This window comes from Pseudomonas sp. FW215-R2 (genome assembly GCF_058789255.1).
Map to the genome: position 1 here is coordinate 105,608 of NZ_JBYTBO010000017.1, position 23,301 is coordinate 128,908.

A 23,301-nucleotide genomic window follows, 5' to 3' on the forward strand; every position below is an offset into this window, starting at 1 on the left:
CGCCCGTCAGACTTTTTTGGTTCTTGGCAGAAAGATCGCCAGCACCCCGAACAACGGCAGGAACGAGCACAGGAAGTACACGTACTCGATGCCGTGAATGTCCGCGAGATGCCCGAGCAACGCCGCACCAATCCCGCCAAAGCCGAACATCAACCCGAAGAACACGCCGGCAATCATTCCGACGTTGCCCGGCACCAGTTCCTGCGCGTACACCACAATCGCCGAGAACGCCGAAGCGAGGATGAAGCCGATCACCACGCTCAGAACAGTGGTCCAAAACAGGTCGACATGCGGCATGAGCAGCGTGAATGGCGCAACGCCAAGGATCGAGAACCAGATCACCGCCTTGCGCCCGATCTTGTCGCCAATCGGCCCGCCGAAGAATGTCCCCGCCGCCACCGCGCCAAGAAACAGAAACAGGTGCAACTGCGAACTGGCCACCGACAGGTCGAACTTCTCGATCAGGTAAAAGGTGAAGTAACTGGTCAGGCTGGCCATGTAGAAATACTTGGAGAACACCAGCAATCCAAGCACCACCAGCGCGCTGGTCACCCTGCCCTTCGACAACCCGTGAGTCGCCGCCTGGCCAGCCTTGAGCTTGAACAGGTTCAGGTGATGAGCGTACCAACGGCTGATGCGGTACAGCACGAACAGCGCAAACACGGCGAACAGCCCGAACCACGCCACATTGCCCTGCCCAAATGGAATGATGATTGCCGCCGCCAGCAACGGCCCGAAAGCCGAACCGGCGTTACCACCGACCTGGAAGGTCGATTGCGCCAGACCGAAGCGCCCGCCCGACGCCAACCGCGCGATACGAGACGCTTCGGGGTGGAAGGTCGAGGAGCCGATGCCGATCAGCGCTGCCGCCAGCAGAATCAGCGGGAAACTGCCGACCATCGACATCATCACAATACCGATCAACGTACACACGGAACCGGCCGGCAACAGCCACGGTTTCGGGTGCCGGTCAGTGTGGTAACCGACCCACGGTTGCAACAGCGAAGCGGTCAATTGGAACGTCAGGGTGATCAGGCCGACCTGGGTGAAGGTCAAGCCGTAGTTGGCCTTGAGCATCGGATAGATCGATGGCAGCACTGACTGGATCAGGTCGTTGATCAAATGCGCCAGCGCCACCGCGCCGATGATGCGCATCACCAGAGGACTGCTTTGTGGAGGAGCGGACGCCGACGCAGCGGCGGTCTGAACGTTGCTGATAGCCATGGGAGTTTCCGTACAGCAGATGGGTGCACACGGGCAGGTGCGTCAATGTGCCATTTTTCGGTGCGCCAGCGCCATCCCCTTAGCCAGCTAACGAACTATTCATTCATCGCAACGCAAGTGATAGCGCAAAGCCATGGTCTGATTCTTGCCTTGCTTCTCCGCTTGAACGCGGCCCCCTTACAAAGGGGATCGAGAATGGGAAGTTTTGCTACAGAGTCTGCCTACAGAGCGGACGAGAGTGGACTTTCGAAGCCTTTTAGCAGGGCACTGATCGCGCTCGCAACGAACGCGATGCACGCCAATGGTGCGTGGTGTCCAGAGGAGTCATGGGGCATGCAGGCTTTCTTATCACCGGGGATCAAATTGCTGGGGCGGTTTGGCTTCGCGCGTAAATTCCAGTTGTTGTTTCTGCTGTTCATTCTGCCGTTGGCCGGTAGCCTGTTGATGATCGGCCAGGACTATCGCGACAAGCTCAACCTGATTTCCGGCGAACGTGCCGGTGTGCGTCAGTTGCTCGCCCTCGATGCACTCGACAATCTGCTCGCCGCCCAGCGCGACCGCGCCGCCCGCTGGCGTGCCACGGAAACCAACCGCCAGCCGACGCCCGCGACCCTCGCCGCCATGGCCGCATTCGACGGCGTGCAACCTGCCGTCGCCCAAGCCACACTGGATCTGGGTAATGCGTTGAAAGCCGAAGGCGCGGAAGGTGAAACATTGGCTCGCTATCAGGCCCTGCAAACCGCACTCGGTGGTCTGGACTCCAAGAGTCTGGCCGGCGTCGGCTGGTGGCCGGACGGTTACGATCGCTTCACCAACGCCCTCAGCGCCCTGCAAGCGTTGCGCGAACAAATCGCGATGGACAATCGCCTGATCCTCGCGCCATGGCTGGAAACCTATCTGCTGACGCAGATTTCCACTCAACATGCACCGGACCTGATCGAACGGGTCGGCCGACTGGCAGCCGTGGGCCAGGCGTCTGTGGTGTCCGGGCAGTTCACCCTACAAAGCCGCCTGCAACTGCGTGATCTGCGCAGCCGCATCGGCGATGCCCGCGAGCAGCTTGTAAAAACTGCAGGCCTGCTCGAAGCGCGTCTCCCGCCGGCCCTGCAAGGCTGGGCCGGGCAATACCACGACAGCCTCAAGCAGCTGGATGCCGGGTTGAAAGTGCTGGATGACGGCGTCTTCGGCGGCAGTATCAATCTCAAACCTGAAGACTTCGAGCGCAGCCTCGATGCCCTGCTCGGCAACCTCGCCACGCTGCGCCAGCAATCGCTGGTGTCGCTGGATCAGCGCCTGGACGACTACCACGGCTCGGCGATTCGTCAGTTCATCGTTGTGGCGACGGTCTTCGGTTGTCTGCTGCTGGCAGCGCTGTATCTGTTCGTCTGCCTGCAAGCCTCGATCCGCCGCAGTGCCAGCGGCATTACGGTGCTCGCCGAAGCCTTGCGCGACGGCAATCTGAGCCTGCAAGTGCCGGTCGTGGGCCGAGATGAACTGGCGTCGATCAGCACCGCGCTCAACGTGGCCGTGGTGCAATTGCGCAACAGCCTGCTGGGCGTCGATCACGAGACCTCGCAGCTGAGCAACGCGGTGCGCAGCCTTAACGATCACTCCAGCGGTGCTCTCAGCGAAGTCGAAGCGCAGCAGTTGCAGATCAGCCAGATCGCCGCAGCAGCCACGCAATTGGCGGCGACCTCCCAGGGCGTCGCGCAGAGTTGTGAACAGGCCTCCGGCAGCGCCCAGCACACCCGCCGCATCGCCGCCGACAGCAGCCGCGACAGCCAGCGCACCACAGCGAGCATTCAACAGCTCAACCAGCGCCTGAATGAGACCGCTGCCGCGCTAGGCCGGGTCAGCGAGCAGGGGCAGCAGATTCAACTGGTGGTCGATACCATTCGTGGCGTCGCCGAACAGACCAACCTGCTGGCGCTCAACGCCGCCATCGAGGCCGCTCGTGCCGGTGAACAGGGTCGCGGTTTTGCTGTGGTGGCCGACGAGGTGCGCAGCCTCTCGCAACGCACGCAATCGTCCACCGCGCAGATCGCCGGCACCGTCGACAGCTTGCGTGCGACGGTGAATGAAGCGGTAAGCCTGATGGAAGCCGCGTGCGGCCAGGCGCAATCGGATGCCGAAGCCGTCACCGGATTGGGCGAACGCCTGGGAGAAATCGCCAGCGCCGTGCAGAGCGTCACCGACACCCTCGCGCAGATCGCCACGGCGGTCGAGGAACAGGCGAGCACCGCCGATGAAGTCAGCGGCAATATCCAGCAGGTCGATCAAGCGGCGGTTCGTCTGCTCGAAGGCGCCCGGGCCGTGAACCTCGCGGCGGACACCTTGAGTCAGGGCAGCCACGCCTTGAGTGCGAATACCGGGAGATTTCAGCTGCGATGAAAGCCCTCCCCGCCCCGTTTTTCGGTGCGGGAGGATAAGCGGTTGAAAATAAGAAGAAATATTTTAAATTTACGCTTGACGCTTTTCCATTTCAGGGGAATAATGCGCGCCACTTGGCTACATAGCTCAGTTGGTTAGAGCATAGCATTCATAATGCTGGGGTCCGGGGTTCAAGTCCCTGTGTAGCCACCAAGTACTAAAAACGGCTTACCGAAAGGTAGGCCGTTTTTTTATGCCCGGAGAAAAGTGGCCTACCTCAGTGGGCCGGCCTGATTCCGTAGGAACAGAGCGCGAAAGACGTACGAAGAGGATTATTCGTTCGATCAGGCCCCTGTATCTCGGCAAGTCGGTTTGATCGCTCTCCCGATTGACCGACAAGCTCCCCCGTCTCGTTCCAAAGACAGACAGGGAGTTGTCATGGACCTGGACAAGTACCTTTTCGACGATGAATGGCATCGAAAACGCCCGAACGGCGGTGCCTCATGGGCCGCCTGGTTTCCGCCCCGAGAGCCGGAACCCGTCTACGTTCCAACAGATGAATGGCCAACCCCAAAACCCCGCGATGATCTGGTATTTGCCAAGTCCTGCACACCGGACAACTGGTGTCGAACGGATGCCGGCACAACACCTGAGCCCGCCTCCAGCTTCGGCAAGATCATGGTGGCGGGCGCCATACGCTTTCCCGCAGCCAGTAAGGTCGTAGCGAAAGCAATCGGCGCCGATCTGGCCTTGGGGCGCATGGCGGGCGGTGGAATTCTGCAGCAACGTCTCAACTGGGCCATACGGGGCGCAGGCGGGCCGGCCAGTGTGTTCATCCTCGGGATGCTGCCGGCCAGAATGGGCGACGGCACCCTTTATACCGACGAACAATTACGCACCCTACCCCGCGCCACCACTCGCGTGCGCTTCCAGTTTCGGCGTGACATCGATGGGGTGATGCAGATCTACGGCATCCACACCGGCGTCTTTGGCGACGACTCCGTGCGTACCGTAAAAGTCGAGTGGAACAACGACAAGACCGCCATGGAGGCCAAGCTCAACGGCATCACGATTTTGTGGACGCCGCAACGCGGGCCGCAGGGATCGATGCCGCCGCTGGTTTATCCGGAACATGGCGAGCCACTGAGCACGATCCTCGTCCACCCGATCGCCGCGAACACCGACAGCCAGATAGAAATCCTGCCCGGCGAAGACATCACCGCCGAGGATTGTATTCTGGTGTTTCCGGCGGAGACCGGGTTGAAGTCGTTGTATGTGGTGTTTTCGAAACCGGCCAGATTGATGCCGGGGACGGTGACGGGGGTTGGGGAGGATGTTTCCGGTGTATGGCTTGACCATGCCCGGGGGGGATCTGGTGCGCCAATCCCAACCAGCATTGCCGATTCGCTAAGAGGGCGTGAATATTCCAGCTTTGATTCATTCAGGCGCGCCTTCTGGGCCGAAGCATCAAAAGATACCAGGCTAGCCGGGCAACTCAGCGAAGATAGCCTGGAGCGTATGCGCAACGGAAAGGCGCCTCGCGCCCGATTAGCTGATGCGGCTGGTAAGAGAATCTCTCACGAAATTCATCATGTGGAACTGATATCTCAAGGCGGCGAGGTCTATAACGTTGACAACCTGAGGGTCCACACTCCTAAAAATCACGTCGAAATACACCAGGATTGAGGCAACTGCATGAGCGACCCCTTCATCAAAAGCAATTTCTCTGATTACACCGAACAAGACTTCGTTGAGTTCATTGACGAGATCAGAAAGGAAGACAAGGCACCTACAGATGACCGTGCAGATATTCTATTGCTGCACTTCAACAAGATCGTTGGGCATCCGAGCAAGATGGATCTTATCTACTACCCTGAGCCAGGTGCTGACACGTCGTCCTCTGGCATAGCCCGTACAATCGCGACATGGCATGAAGCAAACGGACTGCCTAGCTTCAAGAAGTGAAGATCTATGAAAAAAACATTTCTGACTACACAGAAGCCGAGTTCATTGAGTTTCTGAACTCCGTGCTGGCGGCCAATACAAGTCCTGATGAAATACTTGATCCTTTACTTTTTGCGTTTGAACGTCTCAGTGAGCACCCGGCAGGATCTGACTTGATCTACTGGCCAGAGGATGGAGCGCAATGCACTCCCGAAGGCATCACAGAAACTGTGAAAAAGTGGCGTGCTGCCAACGGGCTGCCAGGCTTCAAGCAGTAAACATCAGGCCCCCCGCAGTCCAACCACTGCACATCTCCAGGCAGTCAAAACGGCTTACCAAAAGGTAAGCCGTTTGCTTATCACTCGCCCACTAACGCCGCCAGCCCCTTCGACCATATTTGCCGCGTGCGCAAACCGACCATCGCCCGCCAGTCCGGATCGGCCGGATAGAACTGCTCCAGCAGATTCAGTTTGATCTCACGCCCCGTCGCATCCAGCGGATCGCCATGCAGATGCAGCCAGTGATCGTCGCGCAAGTAGCGATGCACGTCCGGTCCCGGATAAGTCCCGCACTCGATCACGAACGGCATCAGTTGCACGTCCGGCAGCGCGTTAAGCAACGCCTGCGAGGTGTAACCGGTAGCGGTTGCCGCTACACCGGTTTCGCTCACAGTTTCGACCCCCGTATGCAGCGTGTAGAGCCACGGGCCATAGATCGATTGCGCCCGGGCCAGTGCCGGATAAGGTGCCTGAGTGATCGTCAGCAGCATCGGATGACCGTACTCGCCGGCGCCGGTGTGCAGGTCGAAACACATCACGGTTTCAGCACCGGCCAGGTGGTTCTCGATGATCTGATGCAGCGTGCTATTCGACCAGCTCGGGGCAAAGCCTCCGAAAAACAGCCCATCGGGATGACTGTGCTGGCCGCCCTCGACAATCGACATCACCGCCGGCCAGCCGTGCTCGGCGATTTGCCCATCAAGCAAGGCATCGGCGCACTGCCGCTCGGGGCCATTCAAATCGGCGCAGGCGTAGATCTCATGCAGCGCGGCGTAAGCCTGGTTGTCCGGAAGCGGTTGATTGAAATCCAGATGATTACGATTGAGGTCGATGTTGTCTTCGTTGACCCGCCGCAACCATGCGGTGCCCCACGGATTGATCAGGTGAATCATCACCACCGCCACATCCTTCGGCAGCGAGCCAGGGGTGAAATGCTTCAACCAGTCGATCTGACATTCCGAACCGTAGTAGCCCTCCACCCCGTGGGTGCCGCTGAGCGCCACCAGACGCCGTTTGGCCTGCGGATCTCCCAGCACCGCCACATCGGTGCTCAACGGCTCGCCAAACGGCCCGCAGCGCGGATGTGCGTAGGAGGTAAGCGTCGCACCGGCCGCAGTGGCGGCGGCAAGAAACTGTTCGCGCTGATGGCGGTAGCTGGACTGGGTCGGAAACTCGCTGTGCATAGTGGCCTCTTGTTGATTGTTCTGGCTTCACGCTTGGCCCTGACCCTACAGAAAATTCGCCAATGCATGAAGGACAAACATACCGACGGTTTGCGTCCTGCACGGTCGGCCGATACAGTCCGTCAGACTTTTATCCCACGGACGGAGAGCCCCGCGTGTTTCCAGCCCTGCCCCTGAGCCGCTTTCGCCTGCCGGCCCTGACGCTGATCGTCAGCGCCATCACCCTCACCGCCTGCAATGCACCGCCCTCCTCGACCTTGCCGCTGGCGCCGGAAGCCGCCTCTGGTTACCGCACTGACCTGCAAGCCAGCCATGCCGAAAAACACATGGCCGCCGCTGCCAATCCGCTGGCTGCCGAAGCCGGTCGCGAGATGTTGCGTCAGGGTGGCTCGGCCATCGATGCCGCCATCGCGATGCAAGCCGTGTTGACCCTGGTCGAACCGCAATCCTCCGGGATCGGCGGTGGCGCGATGATCGTGCTGTGGGATGGCAAGCAGGTGCGCACCTACGACGGTCGCGAAACCGCACCGGCCGGCGCGACCGAGAAGCTGTTCCTGCAGGCCGATGGAAAACCGATGCCGTTCCCGCAGGCGCAGATCGGCGGACGCTCTGTCGGCACACCGGGTGTGATGCGTGCGCTGGAACTGGCGCACAAACAACAGGGCCGCTTGCCGTGGGCGACATTGTTTGCACCGGCAATCAAACTGGCCGAACAGGGCTTTGCGATCTCCCCTCGCCTGCATTCGCTGCTGGAGTCCGACCCGGTGGTGCGTCGTTCGCCGGACATGGCCAGGTATTTCTTGAACAGCGACGGCAGCGTCAAAGCCGTCGGCACCCGACTGCAAAACCCGGCGTTGGCCGCCGTGCTCAAACGCATCGCCAACGAAGGAGCGGACGCTCTGTACAAAGGCCCGATCGCCGAAGAAATCGTGGCCAAGGTCCAGGGCCACGCCAATCCCGGCAGCCTGTCACTGAACGACCTTCAGCACTATCAGGCCAAGGAGCGCGCGCCACTGTGCACCGACTACAAGCGCTGGCAGGTTTGCGGGATGCCGCCGCCGTCATCGGGCGGGATTGCGGTGGCGCAGATTCTCGGCACCTTGCAGGCGCTGGAAACCCGCGACCCGCGTCTGTCCCTGACACCGCTCAAACCTGTGAAAACCGATAAGCCGGCCGGCCTCGAACCTGCGCCGCAAGCCGTCCACCTGATCGCCGAAGCCGAACGACTGGCCTACGCCGACCGCGCGCAATATGTGGCCGATACCGACTTCGTACCGGTGCCGGTCAAGGGTCTGGTCGATCCGGGTTATCTGGCCAGCCGCGCGAGCCTGATCGGTGAACGCAGCATGGGTACCGCCAAGCCCGGCACCCCACCGGGCGTGCAGGTTGCCTACGCACCGGATCGCTCGCCGCTGCGCATCTCAACCTCGCAAGTGGTGGCGGTGGATGACTTCGGTGGCGCGGTGTCGATGACCACCACCATCGAAGCGGCATTCGGCTCACACCTGATGGTTCAAGGCTTTTTGCTCAACAATCAGATGACCGACTTCTCGTTCATCCCCGAAGAGAACGGACAGAAAGTCGCCAACCGCGTAGAACCCGGCAAACGTCCGCGCTCGTCGATGGCACCGACCCTGATCTTCGACCGCAGCAGCGGCGAGTTCGTCGCCACCGTCGGCTCTCCGGGTGGCTCGCAGATCATCGAATACGTGGCCAAAACCACCGTCGGCCTGCTCGACTGGAACCTCGACCCGCAAAGCGCCATCAGCCTGCCCAACTTCGGCAGCCGCAACGGTCCGACAGAACTGGAACAGGGCCAGTTCACCCCGGCACTGATCCAGGCGCTCAAGGACAAGGGTCATACCGTCAGCGAAATCGACATGACCAGCGGCACCCAGGCCATCGTGCGGGTCAAGGATGCGCAGGGGAAGGCAACGCTGGCCGGTGGGGCGGACCCTCGGCGTGAGGGGGAAGCGTTGGGGGATTGAGTTACCGTTGCCAACTGAAAAAGGCTTACCGAGAGGTAAGCCTTTTTTGTATGTCCATGAATCCGATTCGGCTAAATCACATTGCCTTTTCCTACACCGGAAAAATGCTGTCCGGGATAGAGTGCTTGCAGAGTTCTCACAAACAGTACGACGCAATCGACGCTGATACCGTCGAAATGGAGTAACCCATGAACATATGTCCGATTCATACCGAAGAAGACTACCGTGCGGCGCTCGAAGACGTGTCCGCTCTTTTCGAGAATGAGCCAGAACCCGGCACGCCTGAAGGTGATTACTTCGACATCATGATCACCCTTATCGAGGCCTATGAGGCCAGGCACTTCCCACTCGACCTGCCCAACCCGATTGATGCCATAAGGTTTCGGATGGAGCAGTCCGGGCTGTCGGCAGCCGATCTCGCTCCCGCAATTGGCCGGACAAATCGCGTTTATGAGGTTCTGAATGGCAAGCGCGCCCTGACGCTTCCCATGATCTGGAAACTTCACGAGTTGTTCGGTATTCCGGCAGAAAGTCTGATCAAACCCATGAAATCGGTTTGATAGAAAAGCCCGAGTACAGCAAGCTCGATATGCTCCAGCCGCCCCCAACGCATATCACCGGTACAGAGCAATAAGATCGAACACTTTCCCGGGCTTGAGCTTGCCCTTAGGGCAATCCTTAATGTGGAGTCCGAGCAGCCAACAGGAGAGGTTCATGCTTACCATCGGACAAATGGCCCGCAGCCACGGGCTCACCACCAAGACCTTGCGTCATTACGACAGCATTGGTTTGTTCAGCCCGGCAGTCACCGGGCGTGACAACGGCTATCGCTATTACCGCCCGGAGCAGATTGTCACGCTTGGGCGGATCATCTGGCTCAAACAATTGGGCATGGCGCTGGAAGACATTCGTTCCCTTGTCTCAAGTGGGGGCCTGGACAGCGTCATCAACCTGCGCGAGTCCCTTGAAAACCACGCTCGGCAGTTGAAGGCCGATATCCAGCGTAGCGAAAACATCCTGGGACAACTGACCCGCTACCTCGCGCAACCGGATCGTGAATTACCCGCCATGCAGACACCTCAGCGCATTGCCTGCCCCGAGTTGCGCATCATGGGGATGTCCTGGCAGCAGGAAGATGAAGGCACCATCGCCCAGATGTGGCAGCGCTTCGTACCACGGGAAGGTGAGATCGATCGGCTGCACGACCCGATCGGCACCTTCGGTGTATGCCAACCGCTGGAGGACGGCCAGTGGCGCTATATCGCCGGACTGCCGGTGGGGGCCGATGCGCCTCTGGTCGCAGGCATGGTCGAGCTGCGGATACCGGCGCGTGACTATGCCCGCGTTGAACACCACGGCACCGTCACCACGTTGCCGGAAACCTTCCGCGCCGCCTATAGCGAATGGCTGCCCGCTGCCGGCATGGCACCGGCCGAAGGCATCGAGTTCGAATACTGCGGAGAACGTTTCTTCGGCCCGATGGACCCGCGCAGCGTGGTTGAAATCTACATTCCGTTGCACGACCCGGATTGATCCTGGAGCCTGCTGCGACAAACTTCACTGACCATCCCCGTGTTGCCAGAGCAGCACCTGCGCCTGGCAACCGGAACCCTCAGGCTTCGCCCTCCTCATCCGCCACCCGAACCAAAAGATCGCCGGGCTGACAGTTGAGGTACTCGCAGATGGCATCCAGCGTCGCCAGTCGCAGCCCTTTGACCTTGCCCTGTTTCAGCAGCGACAGGTTGGCCTCGGTGATGCCGATGGCCGCTGCAAGGTCTTTGGATTTGACCTTGCGCAACGCGAGCATCACATCCAGTTGAATCACGATAGGCATGTCGACCTCATATAAACGTGCGGTTTTCCCGATCCACTTCGCTTGCTTGCGACAGGATCCGCGCAATCACCGCGATACACGCGGCCAGGAACAATGCGACGAACGAAGCAGCCGTGATACTCAGGGTGAACAGCCGCTCACCGACCGGCGCATTCTGGGTGACCCACAAGCTGAGCATCGGCTCACAGAGGAAATCCAGCAGCACCCAGATCGCCACGGCTCGCCCGACCTTGCCCAGATGACCGGCCGTTTCACGGGCGAAATACTCACCCCGCCCATAGCTCTGAAACAGCCGGCGCAAATGGTTCAAGCCAGACGCCAGCGCCAGCAGGGGAATACTCGACAGCACGATCCCGCCCAGCTTCTGCCACCACGGGAACAGCGTTGCAGTGTCGACCATTTGTGACAGTTGACGCTCGCTCAGCGCAAACCCCAGCCCCCAGCCCTCCTTTTCCGCCAAGGGTGGGTAAACCCACAACACAGCATTGAGCAGCAGCATTGCGACGATCAGGATTAACGTCATCGTCGCCATGCGCCGACTGAATCGAACGAGTCCGCTGGTGGTCATGGGAAAGCCTCACAAGAATGAATGTGAGCGCCACACTAGCGATTAAAATTATCGAATAACAATAATTAATTACTGCAAAACATTAATAACCCATCATGCGTCCAGATTTTTACCGACCACCGGATCACCGATTTTCAGAAAATTCCCACCGGCCACATGATGCAGCGTGCGCAGTTCATCATTCCCTTCAAAATGCCACCGCCCATCGCTGAACACTCGCAAGTCGGCCTGCGCCGCGATGACCTCCGCCAGGAAGAGATCGTACTGTTCATGATTGCGCGGCTCCGGCAGCAACCGACACTCGAGCCACGCCACGCAGCCTTCGAGCAGCGGCGCCTCGATCTGCTCGCCAGCGAAAGTCTGCAAGCCATGGGCCTGAAACTTGTCCCGGCCCTGATCACGATTGATTTCGAGGCCCGAAGTCGAACCGACGGTCTGCACAATGTCGGCCTGATTCACGCAAGGAACGTTGAGAACGAAGGTGCCGGACGCTTCGAGCAATTGCCGGGTCCAGGTCGACTTGTCCAGCACCACCGCGACTTTCGGCGGTTCGAAATCCAGCGGCATGGCCCAGGCGGCAGCCATGATGTTGCGCTGCCCGTCATGGGCGGCGCTGACCAGCACGGTCGGCCCGTGATTGAGCAAACGGTAGGCTTTGTTCAGGGGAACCGGGCGACGGAAGGATTCGCTCATGGGATCTGCTCCGGGAAAAAGAGCCGATTGTAGCGGGATAAAAACAGCGAAGGGATCGCCTTGGACAATCCCTTCGCCTGGCAGGCATCAGCTGGATAACTGGTTGGCGAACTGGCCGACCGCGTTCACCACTTTCTGCGCGCCATCCTGGATCTCGACGATCACCGTACCGGCCTCTGCCGCCAGCGCCAGCCCTTGCTCGGCCTGAAGCTTGCCATCGGTCATCAGCGCCACGGCGTTGCGCGCCATGTCCTGGTTCTGACGCACCACACCGACGATTTCCTCGGTTGCCTGGCTGGTGCGCGAGGCCAGTTGCCGCACTTCGTCGGCCACCACCGCAAAACCACGGCCCTGCTCGCCTGCACGGGCGGCTTCAATGGCGGCGTTGAGCGCCAGCAGGTTGGTCTGCTCGGCAATGCCGCTGATGGTCTTGACGATGGTGCCGATCACCTGCGATTGCTCGTTCAGCGCTTCGATGCCTTCACCGGCGGTCTGCATGTGCCGTGACAGGTCGCGCATCACGTTGACCGCTTCGGTGACCACACGGGTTCCGCGCTGGGCGGTGCTGTCGGTCTGCAAGGACGTGCTGTAGGCGATGTTGGCGGCCTCGGCGACGGCTTGCTCCTGATTGACCTGATCGGTGATCACGGTGGCGAACTTCACCACTTTGTAGAGTTTTTCGTTGGCGTCGAGTACCGGGTTGTAGGACGCCTCCAGCCAGACGATCCGGCCATGCTGATCGACGCGCTTGAATCGTCCGGCAACGTACTCACCGTTGTTCAAGCGGCGCCAGAAGTTCTGGTACTCGGCACTGTTGTACTCATCCGGTTCGCAGAACATACGGTGATGTTTGCCCTTGATCTGCGCCAGGCTGTAGCCCATCCCCTGGAGAAACCGGTCGTTGGCACTCAGCACGTTACCGTTGAGGTCGAACTCGATCACCGCCGTCGAACGCACCAGCGCGCCAATCAGGTTCTCGTGCTCGCGGGAGGCTTCGATGGTGCGGGTCAGGTCGCTGGAGAAAATCGAGAAATGCTTGATCCGTCCGTCCGATGAGCGGATCGGCTGAGCGATCGAACGCAGCCACGCCTCTTCGCCATTGCCGCGCGACAGACGCACGGCACCGGCGAAATGCTCGCCCCGGGTCAGTGCAGACTTGAAACGGTGATGAAATTCGTCGGACTTCACATGGGTCGGCACGATGTCTTCGATCGCGCGGCCGACCAGGTCCTGGCTCTTGTAGAGCATTTCATTGAGGAAGTTCTGGTTGACCGATTGAATCCGTCCGTCGGGCTCAAGGGTCAGCACCAGCATCTCGCTTTCCAGGCTCTCCTTCACTTGCAGAAGGCTGGAGAGTTCTTCACGAAGAGCCGCCAGCTCTTGCTTGAGGCGTTTGTTGAACATGGGAAAGCACCGATGGACTAGATGGAAAGCGGGGTTACTGCCTAACCATCGGCCTTGGAAATCTTTTCTGAAGTGCGTTTGAGCCTTGTCCTACAAAAATAGTTACGCCTCGGGAAATCAGGCTGTTCCAGCCACCGGACAATGTCCTGCACGCGGCATCCGCGAGCCGAAATACGCCGCACTGGCGATGCCCACCGCGCCCATCACCGCACAGAACATCACACAGATCCATGGGCTCCACGGCATCAGACCGATCAGCAGCAACGGTGTGACACTGGCCCACGCGGCGTAGGCAATGTTGTAGGTAAAGGAAATACCCGACACGCGGATACGGGCCGGAAACAGACTGACCATTACCGACGGCACGGCGCCGACCACGCCACAGCAAAGCCCTGCGATGGCGTAGGCCAGACCGACCCAGTCACCGCCGACAATCAGGCAGGTGTAGAGCACGCCGATGCCCAGAGGCAACAACAGGCTGTACAGCATGACGGTGCGCCAGGCGCCGATGCGATCGACCAGCCCGCCGGCAATCACGCAGCCGATGTTCAGGAAGACGATGCCCAGGGCACTCAATGCAAAGGTATGGCTGGCAGTCATGCCGAAGGTCTTTTGCATCATGGTCGGGGTGATGACGACGAACACCACCACTGCCGAAGTCAGTACACACGTCAGGAGCATGGCCGGCAGCATCGCCAGACGATGCTCACGTAATACCGTGCGCAACGGCAGTTCGACCCGTGTTTCACGCTGCGCTTCCATGGCCATGAACACCGGGGTTTCGCTCAGCCAGCGACGCAGCCAGACGCCGATCACACCGAACACGCCACCGAGCAGAAACGGATAGCGCCACGCGTAATCAAGCACTTCGGCGGGAGTGAAGACTTGTGCCAGGAAGGTCGCGGTCAGTGCGCCGATCAGGTAACCAAACGTCAGCCCGGCCTGCAGAAAGCCCAAGGCGTAACCGCGATGCCCGGCCGGCGCGTGCTCGGCCACGAACACCCAGGCGCTCGGCACTTCACCGCCCACCGCCGCGCCTTGCAGGATGCGCAGCGCCAGCAGCAGCAACGGTGCGAAATAACCGATCTGTGCATAAGTCGGCATGATCCCGATCAGCAGGCACGGCAGCGCCATCATCAGGATGCTCAGACTGAAGACCTTCTTGCGTCCCAGCCGGTCGGCGAAATGCGCCATCAGGATCCCGCCCAGCGGGCGCGCCAGATAACCGGTGACAAAAATCCCGAAGCTTTGCAGCAGACGCAGCCACTCAGGCATTTCCGGCGGGAAGAACAACTGGCTGAGGGTCAGGGCGAAGAACACGAAAATGATGAAATCGTAGATCTCCAGCGCCCCGCCCAAGGCTGCAAGGCCGAGGGTCTTGTAGTCGGATCGGCTGAATGGCGCCGGTCGGGCTTCGGAGTTGGCAGTCATGGCAAAGAACTCTGACACAGGCAAAAAACAAGGCGCCCATGGTCTACGCAAACGGGCCGATGGACAACCCGTTAGACCATAGTCTGATTCGGCAAAACACGGTCACAAAAATCCGCCGGTTGATTTACTGTTGGCACCTGTCCAGACGGGCCGGCCAAGCCCCGAAGACCACAATAAACATAAAAATCCGAGGTACTCCCGTGGCCGTTGATATCGAAGATAGCCGCTCTGCGCGCTTTGCCTTGCGCTGCTCAAGCTTTGCCGAACGCTGGTTTCCCGACTCCTGGGTGTTCGCCGCACTGGCGGTGATCATCGTGGCGCTGGCCACCCTGGCCATGGGTGCCAAACCCACCGATGCTGCCATGGCGTTCGGTGACGGTTTCTGGAGCCTGATCCCCTTCACCATGCAGATGGCTTTCGTGGTGATTGGCGGTTATGTAGTCGCCAGCTCGCCACCCGCCGTAAAGTTGATCGATCGTCTGGCGCGAATCCCGAAGAACGGCCGCTCCGCCGTGGCCTGGGTCGCGCTGATCTCAATGGTCGCGTCATTGCTCAACTGGGGCCTGTCGCTGGTATTCGGCGGTCTGCTGGTGCGCGCCCTCGCCCGCCGCACCGATCTGAAAATGGATTACCGCGCCGCCGGTGCCGCGGCCTATCTGGGCCTTGGCGCCGTGTGGGCGTTGGGCTTGTCGTCGTCTGCCGCACAGTTGCAAGCCAACCCCGCCAGCCTGCCGCCGTCGATTCTGTCGATCACCGGGGTGATTCCGTTCACCCAGACGATTTTTCTCTGGCAGTCGGGAGTGATGCTGCTGGCGCTGGTGGTGATCTCGATCATCATCGCCTACGCCACCGCACCGGGTCCGAACTCGGCACGTGATGCCAAGGCCTGTGGCATCGACCCGGCCTTCAACCTGCCGCCCCTGCAACCGCGCACCCGGCCCGGCGAATGGCTGGAGCACAGTCCGCTGCTGATCATCGTGCTGGTGCTGCTGGCGGCCGGATGGCTGTTCCACGAGTTCTCGACCAAACCTGCGATCACCGCGATTTCCGGGCTCAACACCTACAACTTCCTGTTCATCATGCTTGGCGCGTTGCTGCACTGGCGCCCGCGCAGCTTCCTCGATGCGGTGGCGCGAGCGGTGCCGACTACCACCGGCGTGCTGATCCAGTTCCCGCTGTACGGCTCGATTGCCGCGCTGATGACCACGGTCAAGGGCACCGACGCCCAGACCCTGGCCCACCACATCTCGACCTTCTTCGTCAGCATCGCTTCCCACGACACCTATGCGCTGCTGATGGGCGTGTACTCGGCGATTCTCGGTTTCTTCATTCCGTCCGGAGGCGGCAAGTGGATCATCGAGGCGCCGTACGTGATGCAGGTGGCCAACGACCTCAACTATCACCTGGGCTGGGCGGTGCAGATCTACAACGCCGCCGAAGCCCTGCCGAACCTGATCAACCCGTTCTACATGCTGCCTCTGCTGGGCGTGCTGGGGTTGAAGGCGCGGGACCTGATCGGCTTCTCGTTCGTGCAACTGCTGGTGCACACGCCGCTGGTGCTGCTGTTGCTGTGGGCGCTGGGGACGACATTGGCGTATACGCCGCCGGTGATGCCGTAGCGATTGAAGCCGTCCGACGGCATAGAGATTCTCTTCTTACAAAGCCCGTTGCACTGTCCCACACACCGCGTGGGACAGTGCTGACTTTGCCAATCGCCGACTTCGTTTAGTTTGTCTCGGATCAATAACCCCCTGTCCAAGGAAGAACCGATGACACCGATATCCAAAACGCTGGAAGAGCTGATCCGTGAAATTTATCAGGACGGCAGCGTTTCCGTAGTCGAGTACAGCACGCTACGCGACACTGCGGACCTGCGTATGGAGGCCGTTACCCGTGAGTTTGGTCAGCACAACAATCTGACGGCTTTCCAGAAAGCGATGGATGTGGCGATGCAATTGCTGCAGACCTCCGTCATCGATGCCAAGAAAGCCAGACTGACCGACACTGGCGAAGCGATCGTCAAGGACGCGGTGACGGCCCAAGTCGAATACTTACGCGCAGGCAGCGAGCTTGCGTTGCGTCTTCTGTGACCGATTGAGCAACAGGAAAATCTGCGGGAGTGAGTGAGCTCGCTCCCCATTTGCATTACATGTGCACTGAACAGTCACCCAACCGTCACATTCCCTTGCTAGCGTCCGCCCGAAACATACTGAAACAATTAAGCAAAACGGACTTCGACATGAACGACGACACAGACGGCAAAGATCCCTCCTCGCCAGAATCCGACAATCCCACCGACACCAGCCGTCGCCGCTTTCTCGGCGGTGTCGCCGTCCTGGGTGTGGGCGCCACGCTGGCAGGGTGCGGAAATGCCGGTGATCAGCCGGGCAAACCCGAGGAGCGCCCGCTCTCGCCTGCCGAGCTGGACAAGGCCCTGCGCGATCAGGTGAAGACCGTTGTGGTGATCTACGCCGAGAACCGCAGTTTCAATAACCTGTTCGGTGATTTCCCCGGTGTCGAAAAGCCGTTGTCGGCGCTCAAGCCTGCCGACTATCAACAGCGTGACCGCGACGGCAGCCTGCTGCAGACCCTGCCGCCGGCCTGGGGTGGTGTGTTGCAGATCGGCCCGCAGACTCTCGATGGCGTGACCTATCCCAGCGCGATCCAGTTCCAGGAAAACCTGCCCAACGCGCCTTTCGCCCTCAAAGGCCCGAACGCCGAGGACTTGCCGCTCGGCCTGGTGACTCGCGACTTGTGGCACGTGTTCTATCAGAACCAGATGCAGATCAACGGTGGCAAGAACGACGGCTTCGTTGCCTGGGCCGACTCCGGAGGCCTGACCATGGGTCACTACGCCCAGAGTCGCTACTCCCTGCGCCTGTGGGACGTGGCCCAGGAATTCGTGCTGTGCGACAACTTCTTCCAGGGCGCCTTCGGTGGCTCGTTTCTCAATCACCAATACCTGATCAGTGCCACCGCGCCGTTCTACCCGAACGTCGCCAGTTCGGTCGCCAAGAGTCAGATCGCTGCGCTGCAAAGCGACGACCCGGCCGATCCACGCCTCAAGCCGCTGGAGCAATCACCGGCCAGCGCCATGACCGGCCCGCCGCAGTTCGGCCCAAGCGCGCTGACTCCGGACGGTTACGGGGTCAATACCCTCGCCCCGCCCTACTGGCCGACGTGGATTCGCGACCCGGAGCGTCCGGCGTATTCCAAAGCCGATCTGCCGAACGTCCTGGTGCCCCAGACCCACGAACACATTGGCGACAAGCTGTCGAAGAAGAACGTCGACTGGGCGTGGTACGCCGGTGCCTGGCAGGCGACGCTGGATCAGTACAAGGATTCCGGCGGTATCCCGAAAATCCCCAACTTCCAGTATCACCACCAGCCGTTCAATTACTTCCAGCAGCAAGGCCCGGAGCATCCCGAAGAGCGCAGCAAACGCCTGCGCGACGCCGGTCTGGGCGATGAATCGAGCACCAACAAGTTCTTCGCCGATGCCGAAGCGGGCAAGTTGCCGGCCGTGAGCTTCTACAAACCCCAGGGCAACCTGAACATGCACGCCGGTTACGCCGACGTGGCCTCCGGCGACCGCCACATCGTCCGTGCCCTGAAAGTGCTGCGGGAAAGTCCACAGTGGAAAAACATGGTGGTGATCGTGACCGTCGATGAAAACGGCGGCTGGTGGGACCACGTCGCGCCGCCCAAGGGCGATCGCTGGGGGCCGGGTTCGCGAGTACCGGCGCTGGTGGTTTCACCGTTTGCCCGCAAAGGCACGGTGGATCACACGGTCTATGACACCGCTTCGATCCTGCGCCTGATCACCCGGGTGTTTCAGTTGGAGACTCTGGCGGGTATCAAGCAGCGTGACGATGCAATGACCGGCCGGGGTCAGAAGCCGATGGGCGACTTGACCAACGCCCTGCATTTCAAGGTCTGAGGACAGGTCCTGCGGTACAGCTCAAAAAACTGTGACTGACGGCTTCTCGCCATCACCCGGCTGATCCAATATGTGGCGCACCCGACCAACGGGGAACCCACGCTGAAAAGGATCTGAGCATGTTCAAACTCGCAGGACTTACCCTCGCTGCGCTCACGCTGAGCGCAGCCGCCCACGCCGATGTCGACCTGAAACTGGGCAGCACCGAGCGCGTCACCCGCCTCTTCGCCTATCCCAACAATTGCAGCGTGATCTGCTTTCGCAACTGGACGCTTGAGCAGACTGTCGCCCATTACCTGACTCAAAGTGTGCAGCGCGATGGTTATGCCAACGCCAAGGTGCTGGTGAAAACCGACAACCATCAGTTGTACGCCGAGATCAGCGGCGTGCCGAAAGGCTATGACAAGCCGCTGGCCGCGCTGCTGGATGCCGGCGACCTGGCCTACACCGGCGCCAGCAAGCTCAACGCCGATGGTAAATGGGCGTACAGCTGGTATCTGTTCCTGCCACTGGGCATGGCTCTGGAAAACCGTAAAAGCGTCGAATTGCTGCACTTCCCGCCGGATTACTCGCTGACCCAAGCCCAGGATTACCTGCGCTCCAACACCACCGACCGCTGGGCTGCGCTGCTGACCGACAACGGCATCCCCACCGACCAGACGCCGGGCTATCAGACCATCATCGACATCGCGCCGATTGCCGCGCCCGCCAGCGCCGGCAAGGATCTGGAAGGGGTCTACGACTACTTCAAGGACTACCAGACCACCATGGTCAAGGAAGTCAGTCAGAACGCCAAAGGCGCCACTCTGCCGATGGTCGCTTTCGGCGCGCCAGTGCGTAACTGGATCAAACAGCAATACGGCGCGACCGTGAATGTACTGGGCCTGGCCACCATCAGCCCAAGCGCAGGCGTGAACGTGCCGGTGCTGGGTTCCAACCACCCGAGTTACATCTGGTACGCCGCCGACCCGGCCAACTACACCGGCGACGACGCACAGGCCAAGGCCGATGCGGCAGGTTTGAAAGTGATGGGGCAAGACTTGAGCGCAGCCTGCTGGCAGGCCGGGATGGGCAGCAAACCGGGCACCGATCCGAAAACCTTGCTGAACAGTTGCACCCAGACCTGGCAAGTGACGCAGAAAACCAAGACCTGCGAACTGTTCTACACCTCGATCCGTAACGAAACCGCAGCGCAGGCAGCGACCACCTGCTCGACCCCGACGATCAAGACTCAGCTGCAACAGCTGAACGGTCCGTTGCCGGCCATGGCAGCACCGGCTCCCCACTTCTGATCGAACGCATGAAGTTCCCGTGTCAGCCTTGGCTGACTCGGGAAAGCGTCTATTTCGCCTGTCAGATCTGACAGTAGACCGCTAGTGTCATTTACGGGATTCTTGGATTCAAAGCTTGGGCTCAAGGACTGACAGGATGTCAGTCTCGGGAATCGCGACACCTGGCCGACAAGGAACGTTATGAACACTTACGCACTGCAAAGTGGCTCCCCTCGCGACACCGAGGGCATTTATCCCTTCGCCGGACTCCCGGTTCGCCTCGGATTCCCCTCCAGAGCTGATTTCGAAATTGTTCAAGGCAGCCATGCCATGTCCATCGCCGTCGTGGCGCGCCGGGAATTCCTGCGTATCACCCGAATGTGCAGGGTCTCGGGTCAACTGCTGCCTTACCGCTGCCGGCAGACCCGACAACTGCAGCCCGGTATTCATATCTACGATCCGCGTTTCTTCGGACTGTTCGAACACTCGTGCGACCCGAACGTTTATCTCGACATGAGCGAATTGTGGCTGTGGGCACTGCGGGACATTAAGCCCGGCGACCGGCTGACCATGGATTACACCGCCACCGAGGACAAACTGCTCAGGCAGTTCGTCTGCGGTTGCGGGTCTTCACACTGTCGCGGGTGGATCGTCGGCTACGACGAATCCCCCAATCTTGAAGGCCAGCGCTATTTGCAGAGCTGGCGTCGGCAAGGTTTGCGCTGACCGGAGAGTTACTGCGCTTCTACCGGACGCAAACGGTATTGCGGCGGCAGTTGCTCGAAACCGCTGATGGTCGTGTTCAGGCTCTTCCAGCGGCCATCCTTGATGCCGTAGATGCAACCGTGGATCGACAGGCTCTGCCCGCGATGCCAGGCGTTCTGGATGATGCTGGTGTGAGCGACGTTGGCCACTTGCTGGATCACGTTGAGCTCGCACAGACGATCGACCTGCTCTTCTTCGGTCGGCAACTTGGCCAGTTCTTCACGTTTTTCGTAATACAGATCGCGGATCGACCGCAGCCAGCCATCGATCAGACCGAACTGGCGATCCTGCATCGACGCCCGCACACCGCCGCAACCGTAGTGGCCGGTGACCAGAATGTGTTTGACCTTGAGCACGTCCACCGCGTACTGGATCACCGACAGGCAATTGAGGTCGGTGTGCAGCACCACGTTGGCAACGTTACGGTGAACGAACAGATCGCCCGGCAGCATGCCGACGATCTCGTTGGCCGGCACCCGCGCATCGGAGCAACCGATCCACAGATATTCCGGCGTCTGCTGGCGGGCCAGTTTGGCGAAGAAATCCGGGTCTTCCTTGGTAATCGCGTCAGCCCAACGCTCGTTGTTATCAATCAGGTCTTGTAAGTCATGCATGCTGTAAGGCCTCAAGAAAGATGCGCTGCTTTGACAGACAACCGTCCGTCGGGGTCACGAAAGGATCGCAAGTGATTTCGTTGGAATTCTCGTGTGCCCGGTGAGTCCACCTCAGTAAGGCCCACAGTATGAGGATTTGCCATGACTGATTCACGACGTCCCTTCGATGCGGTGCAGCCGGAGCCCATCGATGATAACGAAGACCGCATGGGATCGGTGCATGAGCTGGACTTCGACGACGAACAGCCCAGCGCAAGGATCGGCGACGAACTGCCGGAAACCGAGCGTGAACAGCTGATGCCCCGCGAGCGGGTGCGTGAGGCGGGCCTGACCGGTGCTTCGGTATCTGACCACGAGCCGACCGACGATGATCTGAGCCCGGAAACCCTGATCCACGAGGACGGCGCGCGGGATGCGGACGAGCCAGGATCAGGCAATCAGGCGGATTGGGACTTGAGCATTGTCGATGAGGACGACATTGGCGGCGGGGACGGGCTGGATGAAGCGGAAATGGCACGGCGCGATCCGATGGATGGCAAGCGCGGATGACCTGAAAGAACGCCATCGCGGGGTGACCCGCGATGGCGATCAACGCTTAATCCACCAGGGTGCAGGCCATGACTACGGCGTCTTCACGCCCGCCCACCGCCGGGTAGTAATCCCGGCGCCGGCCGATTTCGTTGAAGCCATAGCGCTCATACAAGCGAAAGGCCGAGGTATTGCTGTCGCGCACTTCGAGGAAACATTCCCGGGCATCCGCGGCATAGGCGCGAGACATCAGGTGTTCGAGCAATGTCAGCCCAAGGCCCCGGCCCTGATTTTCCGGTTTGACCGTGATGTTGAGCAGGTGCGCCTCATCCAGAATGATCTGCACCACGCCATGTCCGACTTGTTGCTCGCCTTCGAACATCAGCCAGATCTGGTATTTGCCCAGCCCGTCGAGAAAGATCCCGCGAGTCCATGGATGGCTATAGGCCGCGAATTCAATCTTCAGTACGGCATCCAGATCGGATTCGACCATCGGGCGGAACGTTACAGCGTCACTCATTCGATTCTTTCCAGCGCGCCATCAGCCGACGCATGGCTTGCCACACGGCGGCCTTGCGCTGTGGCTCTTCCATCAACAATTCAAGCCCCGGCACGGCCCACGCCAGGCCAAGACCCTCGATTTGCAATTCGCGGTTGAACGCTTCGGCATCCGCTTCGCCGGCAAAACGCACCGCTGGCAGGCCGATCAGCCATAGGCAGGCGCACGGCGCCGCCTCCATTTGAACCGACAGGAAACCCTGGACGAAATCTCGGGCCGCTTCGGGCCCCTGATCCATCGTGCCGCGCACCAGCAATGGCCAGCGCACCGGATCACCGACGATCTGCGGCGCATCCGGCAGACCGGCGGCGCGCAGCATGTCCTTGAGCAACAGATACGCCGGATCGCGGGACTGGAAAGAATCGCCTGTGGGTAACTCCACCAGCAACAGGCAACGACCGGCCCGCAGCAATTGCAGAGTAAAACGCGGTGGCGGGACCGGCGCCGGTTTGACCACCACAGGCGTTTCGTCGACTTCTTCCACCGGCTTGGCGCCCGCGCGGGTGCTGGCCAGCGAAGGTCGCGGGACCTCGATCTTCGGCCGTTCGACCGGACGCGCGGCAGGCTGCACCGGCGCATCGGCCTGCGGTGCAGGTGCCACGAACACCGGGACGTCAGGCTCGGGCTCGGCAACGTCCAGCAGCTCGGGCCGTGACGGCGCGGCAAAGGGCAATTCGGTGCGCGGCAGCCAGTTGACCACCTGCAT

General features: G+C 60.4%; 23 protein-coding genes, 1 tRNA gene and 1 pseudogene. 14 read left to right on the plus strand and 11 right to left on the minus strand.

The features are described 5' to 3' along the window. Positions 1-6: 6 nt before the first annotated feature. A complete protein-coding gene (locus AC3WRD_RS22210) occupies positions 7-1,224 on the minus strand; it encodes an MFS transporter (protein ID WP_096822726.1) in 1,218 nt (405 codons plus the stop codon). Between the two features lie 333 nt (positions 1,225-1,557). Here AC3WRD_RS22210 and AC3WRD_RS22215 point away from each other — a divergent pair, with 333 nt between their 5' ends. From AC3WRD_RS22215 to AC3WRD_RS22235, 5 genes are all read left to right on the plus strand, one after another. Next, positions 1,558-3,615, plus strand: coding sequence for a methyl-accepting chemotaxis protein (locus AC3WRD_RS22215; RefSeq protein WP_102621215.1), 2,058 nt, complete (start codon positions 1,558-1,560; stop codon positions 3,613-3,615). Between the two features lie 115 nt (positions 3,616-3,730). Then, a tRNA-Met gene (locus AC3WRD_RS22220) sits at positions 3,731-3,807 on the plus strand. 225 nt (positions 3,808-4,032) lie between these two features. Beyond that, entirely contained in the window at positions 4,033-5,280 is a 1,248-nt protein-coding gene (locus AC3WRD_RS22225) for an S-type pyocin domain-containing protein (protein WP_102621214.1), read from the plus strand. Between the two features lie 9 nt (positions 5,281-5,289). Further along, a complete protein-coding gene (locus AC3WRD_RS22230) occupies positions 5,290-5,559 on the plus strand; it encodes a bacteriocin immunity protein (RefSeq protein WP_102621213.1) in 270 nt (89 codons plus the stop codon). Continuing rightward, entirely contained in the window at positions 5,556-5,816 is a 261-nt protein-coding gene (locus tag AC3WRD_RS22235; RefSeq protein ID WP_256580623.1) for a bacteriocin immunity protein, read from the plus strand. Before AC3WRD_RS22230 ends, AC3WRD_RS22235 begins: the two co-directional genes overlap by 4 nt. Before the next feature lie 80 nt (positions 5,817-5,896). Here the strand turns inward: AC3WRD_RS22235 and AC3WRD_RS22240 are convergent, their stop codons facing one another. After that, positions 5,897-7,000: a DUF2817 domain-containing protein gene (locus AC3WRD_RS22240; protein ID WP_102621212.1), complete on the minus strand. Its 1,104-nt coding sequence runs from the start codon at positions 6,998-7,000 to the stop codon at positions 5,897-5,899. Between the two features lie 155 nt (positions 7,001-7,155). Here AC3WRD_RS22240 and ggt point away from each other — a divergent pair, with 155 nt between their 5' ends. The 3 genes from ggt (at position 7,156) to AC3WRD_RS22255 (ending at position 10,521) form a co-directional block, all read left to right on the plus strand. Continuing rightward, a complete protein-coding gene (ggt, locus tag AC3WRD_RS22245) occupies positions 7,156-8,988 on the plus strand; it encodes a gamma-glutamyltransferase (protein WP_102621211.1) in 1,833 nt (610 codons plus the stop codon). A gap of 188 nt (positions 8,989-9,176) precedes the next feature. Next, positions 9,177-9,548, plus strand: a complete 372-nt coding sequence (locus AC3WRD_RS22250; RefSeq protein WP_102621210.1) for a helix-turn-helix domain-containing protein — start codon at positions 9,177-9,179, stop codon at positions 9,546-9,548. A gap of 154 nt (positions 9,549-9,702) precedes the next feature. Beyond that, positions 9,703-10,521: a MerR family transcriptional regulator gene (locus tag AC3WRD_RS22255; RefSeq protein WP_102621209.1), complete on the plus strand. Its 819-nt coding sequence runs from the start codon at positions 9,703-9,705 to the stop codon at positions 10,519-10,521. Between the two features lie 79 nt (positions 10,522-10,600). On the opposite strand, the gene AC3WRD_RS22260 is transcribed toward AC3WRD_RS22255, so the two are convergent. The 6 genes and pseudogenes from AC3WRD_RS22260 to AC3WRD_RS22285 all read right to left on the minus strand — a co-directional run bounded on the left by AC3WRD_RS22260 (position 10,601) and on the right by AC3WRD_RS22285 (position 14,918). Beyond that, entirely contained in the window at positions 10,601-10,822 is a 222-nt protein-coding gene (locus AC3WRD_RS22260; protein WP_102621208.1) for a helix-turn-helix domain-containing protein, read from the minus strand. A 7-nt stretch (positions 10,823-10,829) separates the two neighbouring features. After that, the gene (locus AC3WRD_RS22265) at positions 10,830-11,390 is read right to left on the minus strand and encodes a DUF2975 domain-containing protein (protein ID WP_102621207.1); all 561 of its coding nucleotides are present in this window, start codon (positions 11,388-11,390) and stop codon (positions 10,830-10,832) included. 93 nt (positions 11,391-11,483) lie between these two features. Then, on the minus strand, positions 11,484-12,083 hold the full coding sequence (locus AC3WRD_RS22270; RefSeq protein WP_102621206.1) for a flavin reductase family protein: 600 nt from the start codon (positions 12,081-12,083) through the stop codon (positions 11,484-11,486). 87 nt (positions 12,084-12,170) lie between these two features. Further along, the gene (locus tag AC3WRD_RS22275) at positions 12,171-12,602 is read right to left on the minus strand and encodes a methyl-accepting chemotaxis protein (RefSeq protein WP_371858594.1); all 432 of its coding nucleotides are present in this window, start codon (positions 12,600-12,602) and stop codon (positions 12,171-12,173) included. A gap of 108 nt (positions 12,603-12,710) precedes the next feature. Further along, positions 12,711-13,487 (minus strand): annotated as a pseudogene (locus tag AC3WRD_RS22280) (PAS domain-containing protein); the annotation flags it as partial. 117 nt (positions 13,488-13,604) lie between these two features. After that, positions 13,605-14,918: an MFS transporter gene (locus tag AC3WRD_RS22285; protein ID WP_102621204.1), complete on the minus strand. Its 1,314-nt coding sequence runs from the start codon at positions 14,916-14,918 to the stop codon at positions 13,605-13,607. Positions 14,919-15,118: 200 nt separating this feature from the next. Between AC3WRD_RS22285 and AC3WRD_RS22290 the strand changes: the two genes are divergently transcribed. The 5 genes from AC3WRD_RS22290 to AC3WRD_RS22310 all read left to right on the plus strand — a co-directional run bounded on the left by AC3WRD_RS22290 (position 15,119) and on the right by AC3WRD_RS22310 (position 20,855). Then, positions 15,119-16,537, plus strand: a complete 1,419-nt coding sequence (locus AC3WRD_RS22290) for a short-chain fatty acid transporter (RefSeq protein WP_102621203.1) — start codon at positions 15,119-15,121, stop codon at positions 16,535-16,537. 150 nt (positions 16,538-16,687) lie between these two features. Then, positions 16,688-17,008 carry a hypothetical protein gene (locus tag AC3WRD_RS22295; RefSeq protein WP_102621202.1) on the plus strand — a complete coding sequence of 107 codons (321 nt, stop codon included), beginning with the start codon at positions 16,688-16,690 and terminating at the stop codon, positions 17,006-17,008. Between the two features lie 149 nt (positions 17,009-17,157). Further along, positions 17,158-18,858, plus strand: coding sequence for an acid phosphatase (locus AC3WRD_RS22300; protein ID WP_102621201.1), 1,701 nt, complete (start codon positions 17,158-17,160; stop codon positions 18,856-18,858). Between the two features lie 119 nt (positions 18,859-18,977). Continuing rightward, positions 18,978-20,150, plus strand: coding sequence for a hypothetical protein (locus AC3WRD_RS22305; protein ID WP_102621200.1), 1,173 nt, complete (start codon positions 18,978-18,980; stop codon positions 20,148-20,150). Between the two features lie 180 nt (positions 20,151-20,330). Then, positions 20,331-20,855: an SET domain-containing protein-lysine N-methyltransferase gene (locus tag AC3WRD_RS22310; protein ID WP_102621199.1), complete on the plus strand. Its 525-nt coding sequence runs from the start codon at positions 20,331-20,333 to the stop codon at positions 20,853-20,855. An 8-nt stretch (positions 20,856-20,863) separates the two neighbouring features. Here AC3WRD_RS22310 and can read toward each other — a convergent pair whose 3' ends face one another. Then, the gene (gene can / locus AC3WRD_RS22315; protein WP_096822671.1) at positions 20,864-21,508 is read right to left on the minus strand and encodes a carbonate dehydratase; all 645 of its coding nucleotides are present in this window, start codon (positions 21,506-21,508) and stop codon (positions 20,864-20,866) included. Positions 21,509-21,649: 141 nt separating this feature from the next. On the opposite strand from can, the gene AC3WRD_RS22320 reads away from it, so the two are divergent. Next, positions 21,650-22,057, plus strand: a complete 408-nt coding sequence (locus tag AC3WRD_RS22320) for a serine kinase/phosphatase (RefSeq protein WP_102621198.1) — start codon at positions 21,650-21,652, stop codon at positions 22,055-22,057. Positions 22,058-22,103: 46 nt separating this feature from the next. Here the strand turns inward: AC3WRD_RS22320 and rimI are convergent, their stop codons facing one another. Next, positions 22,104-22,556 (minus strand): ribosomal protein S18-alanine N-acetyltransferase, encoded by a 453-nt coding sequence (gene rimI, locus AC3WRD_RS22325; RefSeq protein WP_102621197.1) that lies wholly within the window; start codon positions 22,554-22,556, stop codon positions 22,104-22,106. Then, on the minus strand, positions 22,549-23,301 hold the full coding sequence (locus tag AC3WRD_RS22330) for an energy transducer TonB (RefSeq protein WP_102621196.1): 753 nt from the start codon (positions 23,299-23,301) through the stop codon (positions 22,549-22,551). The genes rimI and AC3WRD_RS22330 overlap by 8 nt, the downstream gene beginning before the upstream one ends.